The sequence below is a fragment of the Bacillus infantis genome (genome assembly GCF_050107595.1).
GTDB lineage: Bacteria > Bacillota > Bacilli > Bacillales > Cytobacillaceae > Bacillus_AB > Bacillus_AB infantis_C.
The window spans coordinates 16,459-30,240 of record NZ_JBNILH010000001.1 but is presented as its reverse complement, the minus strand read 5'-3'; the positions used below and the strand labels follow the sequence as shown (position 1 = coordinate 30,240).

14 protein-coding genes are annotated in these 13,782 nt (G+C 46.5%); 7 read left to right on the top strand and 7 right to left on the bottom strand.

Translation table 11 applies throughout. The features are described 5' to 3' along the window. Positions 1-161: 161 nt before the first annotated feature. Both ytzI and cls read left to right on the top strand, forming a co-directional pair. The gene (gene ytzI, locus ACQCVH_RS00235) at positions 162-347 is read left to right on the top strand and encodes a YtzI protein (protein ID WP_426833950.1); all 186 of its coding nucleotides are present in this window, start codon (positions 162-164) and stop codon (positions 345-347) included. A gap of 134 nt (positions 348-481) precedes the next feature. Then, positions 482-1,930: a cardiolipin synthase gene (gene cls / locus ACQCVH_RS00230; protein WP_426833949.1), complete on the top strand. Its 1,449-nt coding sequence runs from the start codon at positions 482-484 to the stop codon at positions 1,928-1,930. 576 nt (positions 1,931-2,506) lie between these two features. On the opposite strand, the gene ACQCVH_RS00225 is transcribed toward cls, so the two are convergent. Next, positions 2,507-2,980 carry an S-ribosylhomocysteine lyase gene (locus ACQCVH_RS00225; protein ID WP_426833948.1) on the bottom strand — a complete coding sequence of 158 codons (474 nt, stop codon included), beginning with the start codon at positions 2,978-2,980 and terminating at the stop codon, positions 2,507-2,509. A 184-nt stretch (positions 2,981-3,164) separates the two neighbouring features. On the opposite strand from ACQCVH_RS00225, the gene yidD reads away from it, so the two are divergent. Continuing rightward, positions 3,165-3,392 carry a membrane protein insertion efficiency factor YidD gene (gene yidD, locus ACQCVH_RS00220; protein ID WP_224899286.1) on the top strand — a complete coding sequence of 76 codons (228 nt, stop codon included), beginning with the start codon at positions 3,165-3,167 and terminating at the stop codon, positions 3,390-3,392. Here the strand turns inward: yidD and ACQCVH_RS00215 are convergent, their stop codons facing one another. Next, positions 3,393-3,956, bottom strand: a complete 564-nt coding sequence (locus ACQCVH_RS00215; RefSeq protein WP_224898209.1) for a beta-class carbonic anhydrase — start codon at positions 3,954-3,956, stop codon at positions 3,393-3,395. A 219-nt stretch (positions 3,957-4,175) separates the two neighbouring features. Here ACQCVH_RS00215 and ACQCVH_RS00210 point away from each other — a divergent pair, with 219 nt between their 5' ends. From ACQCVH_RS00210 to ACQCVH_RS00195, 4 genes are all read left to right on the top strand, one after another. Then, positions 4,176-5,273 (top strand): metal ABC transporter solute-binding protein, Zn/Mn family, encoded by a 1,098-nt coding sequence (locus tag ACQCVH_RS00210; RefSeq protein WP_426833947.1) that lies wholly within the window; start codon positions 4,176-4,178, stop codon positions 5,271-5,273. A gap of 149 nt (positions 5,274-5,422) precedes the next feature. After that, complete coding sequence (locus tag ACQCVH_RS00205) at positions 5,423-6,784, top strand: cytochrome ubiquinol oxidase subunit I (RefSeq protein ID WP_224898205.1); 1,362 nt, start codon at positions 5,423-5,425, stop codon at positions 6,782-6,784. A 13-nt stretch (positions 6,785-6,797) separates the two neighbouring features. Further along, positions 6,798-7,847 carry a cytochrome d ubiquinol oxidase subunit II gene (locus ACQCVH_RS00200; protein ID WP_426833946.1) on the top strand — a complete coding sequence of 350 codons (1,050 nt, stop codon included), beginning with the start codon at positions 6,798-6,800 and terminating at the stop codon, positions 7,845-7,847. Positions 7,848-7,931: 84 nt separating this feature from the next. Beyond that, complete coding sequence (locus tag ACQCVH_RS00195; RefSeq protein WP_224898201.1) at positions 7,932-8,087, top strand: DUF1540 domain-containing protein; 156 nt, start codon at positions 7,932-7,934, stop codon at positions 8,085-8,087. Between the two features lie 44 nt (positions 8,088-8,131). On the opposite strand, the gene ACQCVH_RS00190 is transcribed toward ACQCVH_RS00195, so the two are convergent. The 5 genes from ACQCVH_RS00190 to menH form a co-directional block, all read right to left on the bottom strand. Next, positions 8,132-8,818, bottom strand: coding sequence for a hypothetical protein (locus ACQCVH_RS00190; RefSeq protein WP_426833945.1), 687 nt, complete (start codon positions 8,816-8,818; stop codon positions 8,132-8,134). A gap of 632 nt (positions 8,819-9,450) precedes the next feature. Continuing rightward, positions 9,451-10,560 (bottom strand): o-succinylbenzoate synthase, encoded by a 1,110-nt coding sequence (gene menC, locus ACQCVH_RS00185; RefSeq protein WP_426833944.1) that lies wholly within the window; start codon positions 10,558-10,560, stop codon positions 9,451-9,453. After that, complete coding sequence (locus ACQCVH_RS00180; protein WP_426833943.1) at positions 10,557-12,044, bottom strand: o-succinylbenzoate--CoA ligase; 1,488 nt, start codon at positions 12,042-12,044, stop codon at positions 10,557-10,559. The genes menC and ACQCVH_RS00180 overlap by 4 nt, the downstream gene beginning before the upstream one ends. Positions 12,045-12,137: 93 nt before the next feature. Then, on the bottom strand, positions 12,138-12,956 hold the full coding sequence (gene menB / locus ACQCVH_RS00175) for a 1,4-dihydroxy-2-naphthoyl-CoA synthase (RefSeq protein ID WP_426833942.1): 819 nt from the start codon (positions 12,954-12,956) through the stop codon (positions 12,138-12,140). 16 nt (positions 12,957-12,972) lie between these two features. After that, positions 12,973-13,782 carry a 2-succinyl-6-hydroxy-2,4-cyclohexadiene-1-carboxylate synthase gene (menH, locus tag ACQCVH_RS00170; RefSeq protein WP_426833941.1) on the bottom strand — a complete coding sequence of 270 codons (810 nt, stop codon included), beginning with the start codon at positions 13,780-13,782 and terminating at the stop codon, positions 12,973-12,975.

The following is a 13,782-nucleotide window of genomic DNA, read 5'->3' as shown; positions in this document are numbered from 1 at the left end:
ACATGCTGCTGCTTTTTTTCTGATAACCCACCAAGCCATTGTTTCATGATAAAATACGAATATTGGAAAACCCGCGATTACCAGGTAATTTAAAGGGAAAAATACAGAAACATGCCTTGATGGCAACTGTTCTTTCCGCCTGTTTAAAAAGGAGGGAAATCATGTATATCATTTTAATCATCAGCATCATTATTGTTTTAGTCGTACTGCTCCTGAGCGTGGTCACAACCTCCAAGGCATATACGTATAAACATACCGTCGATCCAATCGAAAACAATCCCCATCTGAAAAATCAAGAAGGGGAAAATACAGAAGAAGAGCAAACAGAGACAGAAAACAAGGCTTAAAACACCTATACTGCAATCATCATACGCAACGGTGCTTAAGCGGCCGGCAATATCCTATTCATCCGAATAGGGAGCAGCTGGCCGTTAGACTGCTGGATACAAGCGGTTTTGCCTTAGCAGGGAGAGTGTTTTTCATGGATGTTTATTCGATTTTCATCAGTTTGATTTTTGTATTAAATGTGATTTTTGCAGTCATTGTTATTTTCCTGGAGCGGAGGGACGCAGGAGGGACCTGGGCGTGGCTGATGGTTTTATTTTTCATACCAATCCTTGGTTTCATCATGTATTTCCTGTTTGGCCAGAATCTTGCGAGAAGGAAGATGTTTCAATGGGAGGACCGGGAAAAGGTCGGCATAGATGAAATGATCAGACAGCAGATCCATTCAATCAAAAATCAATTGTTTTCCTTCCGGAATGAAACCATCAGGGAGAGCTATGATCTGATTTATATGCATTTGATCAATAATGAAGCCGTCCTTACCCAGGATAACGAGGTTGAGATATTTACCGACGGAAGGAAGAAATTCGATTCTTTAATCGGCGATATAAAATCGGCAAAAGATCATATCCACCTGCAGTATTATATTTTTAAAAAGGACAACCTCGGCAAAGGGCTTGTGTCCCTTTTAACCGAAAAAGCAAAAGAAGGGGTAAAGGTCAGGGTCCTGTATGATGAATTGGGCTCAAGAGGCGTGACAAAACGTTTCTTCAGGGAGCTGCGTGCAGCCGGAGGGGAAGTGGAGGCTTTCTTCCCGTCAAGGCTCCCTTTTATCAATATCAGGGTCAATTACCGCAACCACCGGAAGCTTGCCATCATAGACGGCAAGATAGGCTATGTGGGAGGCTTTAATGTCGGAGATGAATATCTGGGACTGGATCCTTCCTTCGGATATTGGAGGGATACCCACCTGAGGATTTCCGGAGAAGCAGTCCACGCCATCCAGACAAGATTCATTCTTGACTGGAACCAGGCGTCACACCGCCACGATATCCATTATCATACCCGCTATTTTCCGGAAAGCACCGGCAGCGGGAATATCGGGATACAGATCGTCAACAGCGGGCCAGACTCAGAATGGGAACAGATTAAAAATGGCTATATCAAGATGATCAGCTCGGCAAAGGAGAGCATTATGATCCAGACGCCGTACTTCATCCCTGATGCGAGCCTCCTTGATGCACTTCGGATTGCTTCGCTTTCAGGGGTAAAAGTAAAAATCATGATTCCGAACAAGCCGGACCATATGTTTGTCTATTGGGCCACATACTCATATATTGGAGAAATGCTGAAAACCGGTGCAGAGATCTATATTTATGATAATGGTTTTATCCACGCCAAAACCATTGTCGTAGATGAAAAGATTGCCTCCGTCGGTACAGCCAACATAGATGTAAGAAGCTTCCGGCTGAATTTTGAGGTCAATGCCTTCATATATGATAAAGAGGTATCCGGCCAGCTTGCCGGAAAGTTCCGGGATGATATCGAATTGTCCAGCCTGATGGATGCAGAGCGCTACAGCAAAAGAAGTTTTTACATCCGCCTTAAAGAATCCATCTCGCGGCTGCTGTCGCCCATTTTATAGAAATGAGATCTTAAATAAGCAGCAGCTCTTCAATTAGTTACGGAGCAACTGTATTAGCATTGAAAAATAAATGGACCTTATACAGGCTTCAATACTCAAACTTGTAACTATCGGGTGTGACAAGATTTGTTTATAATTTATATCTAAATCAGCCATGAAAAGAGGTTAGCCAATGCCTAGAAGAGAGCTTCTGATAACAAACTCGGTTTTGTTAATAATAATTGTTTTCATCTTTGCATGGGCTATTTTTGAAAAAAACGATCAAAACTCCTTTTTCACCTTGTTTGGAGTTAACTTTATAATCATCGGTGCAATAAACATCCTATTTTGTGTTACGCACTATAAAGAGAAGAAAAAAAGAGCAGCCAGTGTATATTTAATAATAGCTTTATCTTTTTGGGTACTATCCATTGTTTATTTTAGTCTGTAGTTAAAGTTACACAATATGCAGGTTAGGGAAAGGTGAATTTGAGCCAGCTCAAATTCACCTTTTTTTACTGCAAAATAAAAAGGGCTGTCGAGAGTTTCTCGACAGCCTGACTGGCATTATGCCACTTTTTGGTGTACTGCGTTCTATTAAGCAAATACTTGCTTTAGATCTTCCTTGCTTTGATCGAGCCAGAAGCGCATCAGACGCTTTGCCCCTTCAAGATCATGAAGCTTGGCCTGGCCGCACTGTTTTTCGTTTGCAGCCGGAATCTCCGTGATCTCAAGAGCATCCTTTAATGTGTCTTCAAGCAGATCAATGATTTCTTCCACTGTCGGCTCGCCGCTGACAACAAGGTAATAGCCAGTCTGGCATCCCATTGGGGAAATATCAATAATATCGAAATGGTCATATTTCTCTGAATGGGTGCGGATATTAAAAGCAAGCAGATGTTCAAGCGTATGAATGGTGTCCGGCTTCATCGCCTGCTTGTTAGGCTGGCAGAAGCGGATATCGAATTTATTAACAACTCCGTCACTTCCCACTTTGTGGACACCGCAATGTCTTACATATGGAGCTTTAACGGCATTATGATCTAATTCAAAGCTTTCTACTGAAGGCATATAATCACTCCTTATAAGTCTTAATTCCATTATAACGTAAAAGCCGACTATTTTCATCAAATTAATATAGAATAAGTTTTCCAGTTCATTACCAGCATAACTATGCATGCAGATGGACTCTTATGACTCAAAAACAGTATAATCAATAATGATTCCAGTACATGTTGAAAGGATGAGGCAGAACATGCTCCAAAAGATGATGATCGGACTGATCCGGTTTTATCAGATTGCCATTTCACCCCTTAAGCCGCCGTCCTGCCGTTTTTACCCGACCTGCTCCCATTATGGCCTGGAGGCCGTCAAAAGATTTGGGCCCTTTAAAGGAGGCTGGCTTGCGGTCCGCAGAATAACAAAGTGCCACCCATTCCATCCTGGAGGCTTTGATCCGGTTCCTGAGAAAAAAGAGAAATGACTACTGCCCGTACCCGTCAACCACCAGGTCCAGCTTTCCTGTTTCCGGATTGATGACAAGGCCATGGACCGGCACATCCTTCGGCATCAGCGGATGCTTTTTGATCATATCGGCGCTGTGGGCGACACTCTCGCTGACACTGCTGAAGCCCTTAAGGAACTCCTCCACATTGATCCCTGAATATGCAAGTGTTTCAAATGCCTGCTCGTCCACGCCTCTCTTCTTCATCTCATCAATCACAAGCTCCGGCTTGATGGCGCTCATTCCGCAGTCATGATGGCCGATGACGAAAACTTCATCCGCCTGCAGCTGATAAACAGCCACCAGGATGCTTCGCATGATGCTTCCAAACGGATGGGCTACAAGCGCACCTGCATTCTTGATGATCTTAACATCCCCATTCGCAACATTGATGGCTTTTGGCAAGAGCTCAAGCAGCCTTGTGTCCATACATGTCAGGATCACCATCCGTTTATCGGGAAATTTTGTTGTTGTAAACTCCTCGTAGCGCTTATTTTCAACGAAATCCTTGTTATGGTCTAGAATTTGCTGTAACAGTTTCATAATACCCTCCTGTAAACTTTAGAATGATTCACTACCTTCTAGCATACATAATCCCGTTCCCTTAGACAAAATTTTTCCCTTGCTTTTCAGATAAAAATTTTGTAAGATTACTTAGTAAAATCGTAACGATTACGTATTATATGATCAACATTATAAACATATGATAATGTATCTTAACCAAATCGGAATAAATACGGTTTAATAAGAAAGGCGGTTATTATGAGAAAGTTAATCATGCTCCTCACTCTATTGATGCCCGTGAGCCTTTTTCTGGCAGGCTGCGGGGACGGCAATGCAGACCAGGCGGAGAAAAAAACAAAAGACCAGCTGAATGTGTATACAACGGTATATCCGCTCCAATATTTTGCGGAAAGAATCGGCGGCAGCTATGTGGACGCTCATACCATCTATCCTCCGGGAGCTGACGAGCACACATTCGAACCCTCGCAAAAGGATATGATGACACTTGCCGATTCAGATCTGTTCATTTACATCGGCCTTGGCCTTGAAGGATTTGTCAGCAAAGCCGAAGGCACCCTGGAGAATGAGAATGTAACATTGCTTGCTGCAGGAGAAAATATTGATATGACCGGTACAGAAAATGGGCACTCCCATGAGGAAGGAACAGAAGAGGAAGGCCATGAAGAAGATGGACACAGCCATGAAGAAGACGGGCACAGCCATGAAGAAGACGGGCACAGCCATGAAGAAGACGGGCACAGCCATGAAGAAGACGGGCACAGCCATGAAGAAGACGGGGACAGCCATGAGGAAGATGGACACAATCATGGTGATGTCGATCCTCACGTCTGGCTTGACCCTCTTTATGCTGCCGATTTGGCTGAAGCCGTTAAAGACGCGCTGGCAGAGAAAATGCCGCAGCACCAAAAGGAATTCGAAGAGAATTACCAAAAGCTTGCCGCTGAACTGGATTCCCTCCACCATGAGTTTGAGCAAACTATAGATTCTGCGAAACATAAACAAATCTTAGTCTCTCATGCGGCATACGGATACTGGGAGAAAAGATATGGTCTTGAGCAAATCAGTGTATCAGGTCTTTCAACATCCAATGAACCAACCCAGAAGGAATTGGAGAACATTATCAAGACAGCCAGGGAAAACGGCTTGAACTATCTCTTTTTTGAACAGAATGTAAGCTCAAAACTGGCGGAAATCGTCCAGAATGAAGTCGGCGCCAAGCCGCTGCAGCTTCATAATTTGTCTGTGCTGACAGATGAAAATATCGATAATGAAGAAACCTACTTTACCCTGATGGAAAACAACCTGAAAGGGATTGAGAAAGCCTTGAATAATTAAGAAGTACAGCAGCAGGAAATTTCCTGCTGCTTTTTTATATGAGCGGATTTGCCTGTCATTTTCTTTCCGTTTTCAAGGAAATGTTTACATATTCCAGAATGAATCGCAGACACTATGTAAATGGAAGAATTGGCGAAAGGAAGATAAATATGAATGACTTGGTAATTGCGCGCTCTCTGTTTGGCACAACAATGGGTTTCCATATTATTTTCGCGACCATCGGCGTTGGGCTTCCGCTGATGATGCTGACAGCAGAGCTTATTTATCAGAAAACAAAGGACCACGACTATGTCATCATGGCAAAGCGGTGGACAAAAGCCTTTGCTGTCCTCCTGGGAGTCGGCATTCCGACAGGAACCATTGCGGGCGTTCAGCTTTCCCTGCTTTGGCCGGGCTTTATGGAAGTGATTGGACGGGTTATGGCCCTCCCGTTCCAGATTGAAATTTATGCCTTTTTCATAGAAGCGCTATTCATGTCCATTTATGTCTATGCCGCGGAAAGGATCCCGCCGTGGATGAGGATCTCGAGCCTAGTCCTCGTTGCCCTCGGCGCATTCGCTTCCGCTGTCCTGATTACAAATGTCCACGCCTTTGAAGGGACACCTCAGGGCTTCAGGATTGAAAACGGAGAAATTGTGGACATTGATCCCTGGGCAGCCTTCTTCAATCCTAGCTTTCTTGTGACAGCCGGCCATGTGGCTGTTTCTGCCTATACAACAGGAGCCTTTGTCGTCGCGTCTGTTGCTGCCTTTAAGATGCTGCGCAATAAATTCGGGACGAGGGTATATGACTTCCATAAAAAGGCACTGATGCTGAGCCTGATTGTCGGCGGTATTTTCTCATTGCTGACTGCCTTGAACGGGCATGCATCCGCCCAGTATCTCCATGAGTACCAGCCGGAAAAACTCGCTGCCGCCGAGGGGCTTTTTGAGACCCAGTCGCATGCCCCGCTGGCAGTCGGAGGATTTACCGACCGGGAGACACAAGAAGTAAAATGGGGCATTGAAATTCCTTGGGCGCTCAGCTTTCTGGCAGGAAACAGCTTTGACACAGTAGTCATCGGCCTGAACGATTTTCCGGAAGAACTGTGGCCGCCGCTTTTCGTCCATACACTCTTCAATGGAATGGTGGCCATAGGCAGCCTGTTGATTCTCCTTTCCTTTGTAGCATTTGTCTGGAATAAATTCTTAAAAAAGGACCAGTTCCCTAAAATATTTATGTGGGCGTTTGTGCTGTCAGGCCCTGCCGCTGTCCTGGGCATTGAATTCGGCTGGATTTTCGCCTGCACAGGCAGGCAGCCCTGGACAATTTACCGCGTCCTGTCAACGGAAGATTCGGTAACAACGGCCGGGAACCTTGGTATCTTATTTGTCCTTTTTGCGGCCGTTTATGTCATTCTCGGACTGACAGTTGTTCTGGTGCTTCTGTATTATTTTAAAAGAAATACGGTACTCGACGATATCAACCGGACCAAGGAAAAGGGAGTCCCGCTGTATGGCTCCAATACATAAGGGGTGAGAAAGCATGTCAGATGCTCTATTAGCCATCACAATCCTGTGGGGGTTTGTATTCATCTATGCTGTCATGGCAACGATGGATTTCGGCGCCGGCTTTTGGTCGATGGTCTACATGAAGAGGACCAAAACGAAGGCGACTAATATCGCCAACCGCTATCTTTCCCCGACATGGGAAGTGACGAACACTTTCATTGTGGCACTTGTCGTTGCAATCTACAGCCTGTTTCCAGGAGCAGCATACACATTGGGCACCGTGCTGCTCGTTCCAGGCAGCATGATTCTTTTATTGCTTGCCATACGAAGCGCGTTCCTTGTGTTCTCAAACATTGCGAGCGACTATAAAAAGCCGCTCACCATCATATCCGGCATATCGGGTATTCTGATCCCCGGCCTTTTGATCAGTGTGCTGCCGATCACACACGGCGATTATATAGACTTTTCAGATGGCGGCCAGTCACTCAACCTGGCCAAGCTTTTCACCAGCCAAAACGAGTATGCCTTTTTTGGCTTTGCCGTCAGCAGCACTCTGTTCCTTTCTTCTCTTCTCCTGGCCGATTATTCCAAGGCAGCAGATGAAATGGATGCTTACTATGTTTACCGCCGGGATGCCCTGATGATCGGGCCAGTATCGCTTTTGATGGGTGTAGTCATTATGCATACCCTCAGCCTTGAAGCTGCCTGGCTTTATAATAAAATGATCAATGATATGCCGATTCTGATGCTGTCGGCAGGGTTATTCCTCCTGGGAATCGCGGCGCTGCTCCTGCCCTCTTTTACAAAAAAAGGGACTAAAGGCATCCCAAGGCTTGCTGTCATCGCCGTAACACTGCAGTATTTGGCAGCCAGCTTTGTTTACGGGAAAGCACACCTCCCCTACATGGTCTACCCTGAGGTCACCATTGAATCAGGGTTTACAGACCCCAATTCATTCAGGGCCGTGTTTGCCACCTATATTGCAGGCTTTGCCATTCTTTTCCCGGGTTTCGTCTACTTCTGGAGCCTGTTCATGAAAGACAAACGCTACCTGAGGCAAAAGGGCAGCAAACAGCCTAATTAAGGCTTCCCTTTTTCTGTCACGTATTCCCGCTCACCAGGCAGCGAAAGCTAATGCTGTATCAAATACTTTAAGGAGTGGATACAGATGGCACAGGATGTACTATGTGAAGTAAACAACTGCACCTACTGGAAAAAAGGGAATAACTGCGGTGCCGACCGGATTTATGTTGTCAGCCATCATGGCGAGCAGGCCGAAAACAGCCATGAAACGGACTGCAAAACCTTCAAGCCGCATGAATAGGAAATGTAAAACGCCAAGCCGGGAAATTTGTCCTGGCCTGGCTTTTAAATAGTCCATTCTCCTGTAACCAGCGCAGACAATTTCAGCTTGCCTTCTGCATCTTGCTGAAATACCAAGTACAGACTCCTCCAATCCATCCCTCCATATTTATCTGTACCATTCTGATAAAACTCTACTGTTTTTGAATCAGGAAAGACTTCTTTTATATTATTCTTCGTGCTGCCTCTCTGCTGCACATCATCCAATATGATCTGATCCGGCTCTGTAAATCCTTTATACCGGTCAAAATAAGCCTGCGGCACCGACCGGATGGGCTTGCCGCTTCCATCATGGTATCCCCACAAATATTTTTTTTGAATGCTGCTTAGATTCTCCATCTCTTCCTTAGACAAGACGACTGCATCGCTTTCAATAAATTCGTATGGTGAAATCAACAGACCCTTCTCTTTAGAGACGTATTCTGAGATTGCGCCGTAATTTTCATTTTCCAGCGCCTTCACAATGCTCTTTGCCATTTCTTCTGCTGATTGTTCAAATGGCTCATCGTTTTTTTCAAGCTCTTCTACCTGACCTTCCTTTCCGCCTTCTGGCTGCTGTCCATTTACATTCTCAGGACTGGCTGTTTCTTCCACGGCACCTGCTTCTTCCTTTGTACCATCCCCGGACCCGCCTTCTGAACATCCGGCTAAAAGGGCAGCAAGAAGAACAGCAGCAGTTAGTTTATGCACCATAGATTAACCTCCTTTCTGTTATCTATATTATTCTCATTCACTATGCCGGGTTATGGTAAACATGAGTTGTTTGAGGATAAGATGAGGAGCAGACTAAAGGAATTGGGGACTGTATTAATATATAATCCTGCGGTGAAAGTCCTTTATATTCAAAGTTCACTTCCTGATTTGCGGGAGTTCTATTTTTTAATATTTGCGTTAAACTGACCCGCCCTATAATCAAAATCTATAAAAGAGCAATCCCCGCCCAGCCAAAATAGGGCGACTTCCCGGACCTGAATGAGGGAACCGGTGACAGGTTGAAAAATAAGCGGAAGACCCCCCCTGAATTCAAAAAATTAAAAAATAGCTCAAATAGACGGAAAAATTACGGCTATCGAATCAAAAAACAGGAAAGTGGGCAACTTCGCTCACCATAACCGGAAATTCTCCGGTTATTTACACCCACCCGTGCCATATTAAGCATCCTAACCGGAGAATCTCCGCTTATTTTAAGGCTCTATGGTCACTCAAATAAGGATAAGACTTCCTTTTTTATCTTTCCATCCAATCAAAAAATCAACAACAGACCTTAACAGAGCCTTATATTTAAAACAGACACTGCTATTAGGCAAGTGCCTGTTTTTTGAGGTTTAAACGAGTGACACAGCTTCTTTCTTCAATGTCACTTCCGCCAGCCTGCGCCTGTTTATTTCAAAGCCTATTCCCGGCCACTCAGGAACATTTATAAAACCATCCTCCACAGTGACCCCGGGAGAAATGATATCTTCTTCCCAATAGCGCTCAGAGCCAGATATATCCCCTGGTATCTCAAACCCCGGCAGTGAAGCGAGAGCGATATTATGGGCCCTTGAAATGCCGAATTCAATCATGCCGCCGCACCATACCTGAATTCCATTCTGCAGGCAATAATCATGGATCTTTTTTGACTCTGATAATCCGCCGACCCGTCCGGCTTTAATATTGATCACTTTACAGCTGCCAAGCTCTGCTGCCTTCCTTGCATCACTGAAAGAGACAATGCTTTCATCCAGGCAGATCGGGGTGCTGATGCTTTTCTGGAGGACACTATGGTCGATAATATCATCATGGGCAAGCGGCTGTTCAATCATCAGCAGCCTGAATTCATCAAGTGCCTTCAGCCTGTCTTTATCCTTGAGCGTATAAGCGGAATTGGCATCGGCCATCAGGTCGATATCCGGATATTCTTTCCGGATAGCTGATAACAGCTGCAGATCATTTTCCGGACTGATTTTCACCTTGATGCGCCTGTAGCCTTGCTGAAGAAATCCTTCGATCTGCAGGAGACTTTCCTTTACGGTTTTTGCACCCACAGCGACACCGGATCCTATCTTGCCTCTCGTCCCTCCAAGCAAAGAATGAAGCGGCTTTCCGGCCTGTTTGGCCTGCAAGTCCCATAGCGCAGCTTCCAGGCCTGCCTTTGCCATCTGGTTTCGCCTGACAGAGCTGAACAGGGAGTGAGCATCTTCCGCCTTCAGGCCGGGACTCTCCTTCAACAATGGCAGGAGAAAGTCCTTAATGACATGATAGCATGTCCTGACAGTCTCTTCCGTGTACCAGGGGGAAGAAAAAGCAACCGCTTCTCCAAATCCGCTCAAACCGTCCCTGTCAATCAGCTCGACAATTATGGCTTCCCTGCTGCTGACAGTGCCAAGATGGGTGGAAAAAGGCTTCTTCAGCGGCATGCTGATTACATGCAATACAGTCTTTTTTACATTCATAACTTTTCTCCGCCTTTCCCCAGCATGGCACGCAGCTCTCTTCGCAATATTTTTCGTGATGCATTCCTCGGAATTTCTTCAACGAAATAGCAGGTTTTCGGCACTTTATATTTTGCAAGCTTACCGAGGCAGAATTTCTCGATTTCTTCTGATGAAAGTTTTGTACCCCCAATGGTCTGGATGAATGCAGCTGGCACTTCTCCCCACTTCGGGTCTTTCAGCCCGATGACACCCGCATCAGCAATTGCAGGATGTGAAGTGAGCACCCCCTCAATTTCTGCCGGGTATATATTTTCCCCGCCGGAAATGATCAAGTCAGATCTCCTGTCAAGTACATAAAGAAAACCCTCCTCATCAAGCATGCCGATATCTCCTGTGTAAAACCAGCCGCCCCTCATCGCCTTGGCTGTCGCCGCTTCCCTGCTCAAATATCCAGGTGTAACATTAGGTCCCTTAACGGCAATTTCACCAGCCTGCCCTTTATCTGCTTCCCTGTCTCCCTCCATGATTCTCAGCTGGGAAGGAAATAGCGGCTTCCCGGCCGAACCGAGCTTTGAGAAGCTGTATTCAGGAGCAAGTGTCACGATTTGGGATGAAGTTTCAGTCATGCCATAGCTTTGATAGACTGGCAGACCTTTTGCCGTGCATTTTTCGAGCAGATCGCGCGCAGCGGGTCCGCCGCCAAGAAGCATGCAGCGAAAATGAGATGGCAGTCCGTTATCTTCAATTGCAGCGGCAAGCCTTGAAAGCATTGTGCTGACGACAGACATGATTGTCACCTTTTTCTCCCGGATGTCCCTGATCGCCTGCTCTTCGCTGAAAGATCCGTGCAGAACGATGGGGATGCCATAGATCAGGCTTCTCATCAGGATGGAGTACCCGCTTATATGGAACAAAGGGACAGCACATAGCCAGCAGTCATCTTCCCTGACGCCAAGATTGAAGGCCGATCCCGATGCGCTCCACCAGTGGTTTCCGTATGTCTGAAGAACTCCTTTCGGATGTCCTGTTGTACCGGAGGTGTACATGATGGTGCATACCTCATCCAGCGAAACTTCCTCCTCTGCCATAAAGGCAGCTGAAGGCTGGTCAGCGAGAGCTTCCTTCGTCACCATGGTGCAGCCGTCCAGTGACAGCTCTCGGGTTTTATCTGTAAATGCTGCCTCTGTAATCAGAATCGAAGCATTGGAATCCGCCAGCTGCCAGCCGATCTCCTCAGCAGTCAGCCGATTATTCAGGATAACCGCTGTGGCTCCCAACAGCTGAAGGGCAAGCAGGATAAAGACAGAATCAGAATGGTTTTTCAGGAGCACCCCGGCATAGGAGCCCCTGCCTGCCCCTGCACCCGACAGCTTTCCGGCCATATGGGAGGATGCTTCGTATAATTGTTTGAAAGTATAGGCACTGCCTTCAAAATAGAGGGCGTGCCTGTCCGGTGTTAAATCGGCTCTTTTCTTTAAAAATTGAGGGAGAAATTCACCCATTGGCTCCACCTTCCTTGCATATCCAGGATTTAAAATACCATAGAAAAACAGCCTGATGGTTTACCATCAAGCTGTTTTTATTTTCATATAAAATCAAGGGAAACGCGGGAATTGTCCAAAGTCCGGCTTGCGCTTTTCTTTGAACGCATCGCGGCCTTCCTTGGCTTCATCTGTTGTATAGTAAAGAAGCGTAGCATCCCCTGCGAACTGCTGGATTCCAGCCAGTCCGTCAGTGTCGGCATTGAACGCTGCTTTCAGGAAGCGGATGGCAGTCGGACTCTTCTCAAGGATTTCCTCGCACCACTGAATTGTTTCCTCTTCCACTTTTTCAAGCGGCACAACTGTGTTGACGAGCCCCATATCAAGAGCTTCCTGTGCGCCGTATTGGCGGCATAGGAACCAGATTTCGCGGGCTTTCTTATGGCCGACGATCCTTGCCAGATAGCCTGACCCGTAACCTGCATCAAAGCTTCCGACTTTAGGGCCTGTCTGTCCGAAGACAGCATTATCGGCAGCGATAGTCAGGTCACATACGACATGAAGGACATGGCCTCCACCGATAGCATAGCCTTTTACCATGGCAATGACCGGCTTTGGAATAACACGGATAAGGCGCTGCAGATCCAGCACATTCAAACGGGGGATCTCGTCTTCGCCCACATATCCGCCGTGTCCGCGGACCTTTTGGTCGCCGCCGGAACAGAATGCTTTCTCTCCTGCCCCAGTCAGAATGATAACGCCTACGCTTGCATCATCGCGCGCATAAGCAAAAGCATCAATCAGCTCCATTACCGTTTTCGGACGGAAGGCATTATGTACTTCTGGCCTGTTAATTGTAATTTTAGCAATTCCGTTGTAAGTTTCGTATAAAATATCTTCATAATTGCGTCCAGCAATCCATTCTACAGTCATAACGGAATCCTCCTTTTTATAATTTCTGCAAAAACTCACTTACTATTGTACCAAACTTTTCTGGTTCTTCCACATGTATTGCATGCCCGGCCCCAAATACAGTCTCCCATTGGCATAAGGGAATCAGCTTGGACATCCTTTCAGCCAGGGCGCAAAATTTTATATCCTCAGAGCCAGTGACCAGAAGGGTGTCCGCCTTTATATCCGGGAGCTTGCCCCACCACGATGGCTGGGCCCCGGTCCCCATCCCCCTCAGGCTGAATCTAAGGCCTTCCGGGCTGTTTTGAAGCCGCTGCTCCCTGATCTGCTTCTGAACATCTGCCGGCAGCAATTTCTGCGTTTTGAACAGCGGGATGTTTTCCCAGTAATCTACGAATGCTTCGATTCCGTTCTCTTTTATGTATTCCCCAAGCCGCTCATCCTGATTACGTCTATTCTTTCTTTCTTCAGCAGTCTCTAATCCAGGCGATGCACTCTCAAGAATCAGCTTTCTGACATTGCCGGGATATAGGGCCGCAAAAGACAAAGCCAGGCGCCCGCCCATTGAGTAGCCCAATAGATCGGCTTTGGGAATCTGCAGCGATTCCATCAGCTCATGGATCATCCGGGCAGCTGCAGTGACAGTGTAGCTTTCGTCTGAAGCAGGCACATCAGTTTCTCCGTGTCCGGCAATATCGATGGATATGGCCATGGATCCTGATTTCCAGCGGGGAATGAAGGGGTCCCAGGTGGAACGGTCACCTGTAAATCCGTGAAGCAGGATAAGGGGAAAACCGCTGCCCTCTATTTCGACATGGTAGGACCCTCCGCCGCTTACAAATTTCAT

Coding starts and splice junctions, on each gene's coding strand:
- ytzI (WP_426833950.1), top strand. CDS start 162: ATGTATATCATTTTAATCATCAGCATCATTATTGTTTTAGTCGTACTG.
- cls (WP_426833949.1), top strand. CDS start 482: ATGGATGTTTATTCGATTTTCATCAGTTTGATTTTTGTATTAAATGTG.
- ACQCVH_RS00225 (WP_426833948.1), bottom strand. CDS start 2,980: ATGCCTTCAGTAGAAAGCTTTGAATTAGATCATAATGCCGTTAAAGCT.
- yidD (WP_224899286.1), top strand. CDS start 3,165: ATGCTCCAAAAGATGATGATCGGACTGATCCGGTTTTATCAGATTGCC.
- ACQCVH_RS00215 (WP_224898209.1), bottom strand. CDS start 3,956: ATGAAACTGTTACAGCAAATTCTAGACCATAACAAGGATTTCGTTGAA.
- ACQCVH_RS00210 (WP_426833947.1), top strand. CDS start 4,176: ATGAGAAAGTTAATCATGCTCCTCACTCTATTGATGCCCGTGAGCCTT.
- ACQCVH_RS00205 (WP_224898205.1), top strand. CDS start 5,423: ATGAATGACTTGGTAATTGCGCGCTCTCTGTTTGGCACAACAATGGGT.
- ACQCVH_RS00200 (WP_426833946.1), top strand. CDS start 6,798: ATGTCAGATGCTCTATTAGCCATCACAATCCTGTGGGGGTTTGTATTC.
- ACQCVH_RS00195 (WP_224898201.1), top strand. CDS start 7,932: ATGGCACAGGATGTACTATGTGAAGTAAACAACTGCACCTACTGGAAA.
- ACQCVH_RS00190 (WP_426833945.1), bottom strand. CDS start 8,818: ATGGTGCATAAACTAACTGCTGCTGTTCTTCTTGCTGCCCTTTTAGCC.
- menC (WP_426833944.1), bottom strand. CDS start 10,560: ATGAATGTAAAAAAGACTGTATTGCATGTAATCAGCATGCCGCTGAAG.
- ACQCVH_RS00180 (WP_426833943.1), bottom strand. CDS start 12,044: ATGGGTGAATTTCTCCCTCAATTTTTAAAGAAAAGAGCCGATTTAACA.
- menB (WP_426833942.1), bottom strand. CDS start 12,956: ATGACTGTAGAATGGATTGCTGGACGCAATTATGAAGATATTTTATAC.
- menH (WP_426833941.1), bottom strand. CDS start 13,782: ATGAAATTTGTAAGCGGCGGAGGGTCCTACCATGTCGAAATAGAGGGC.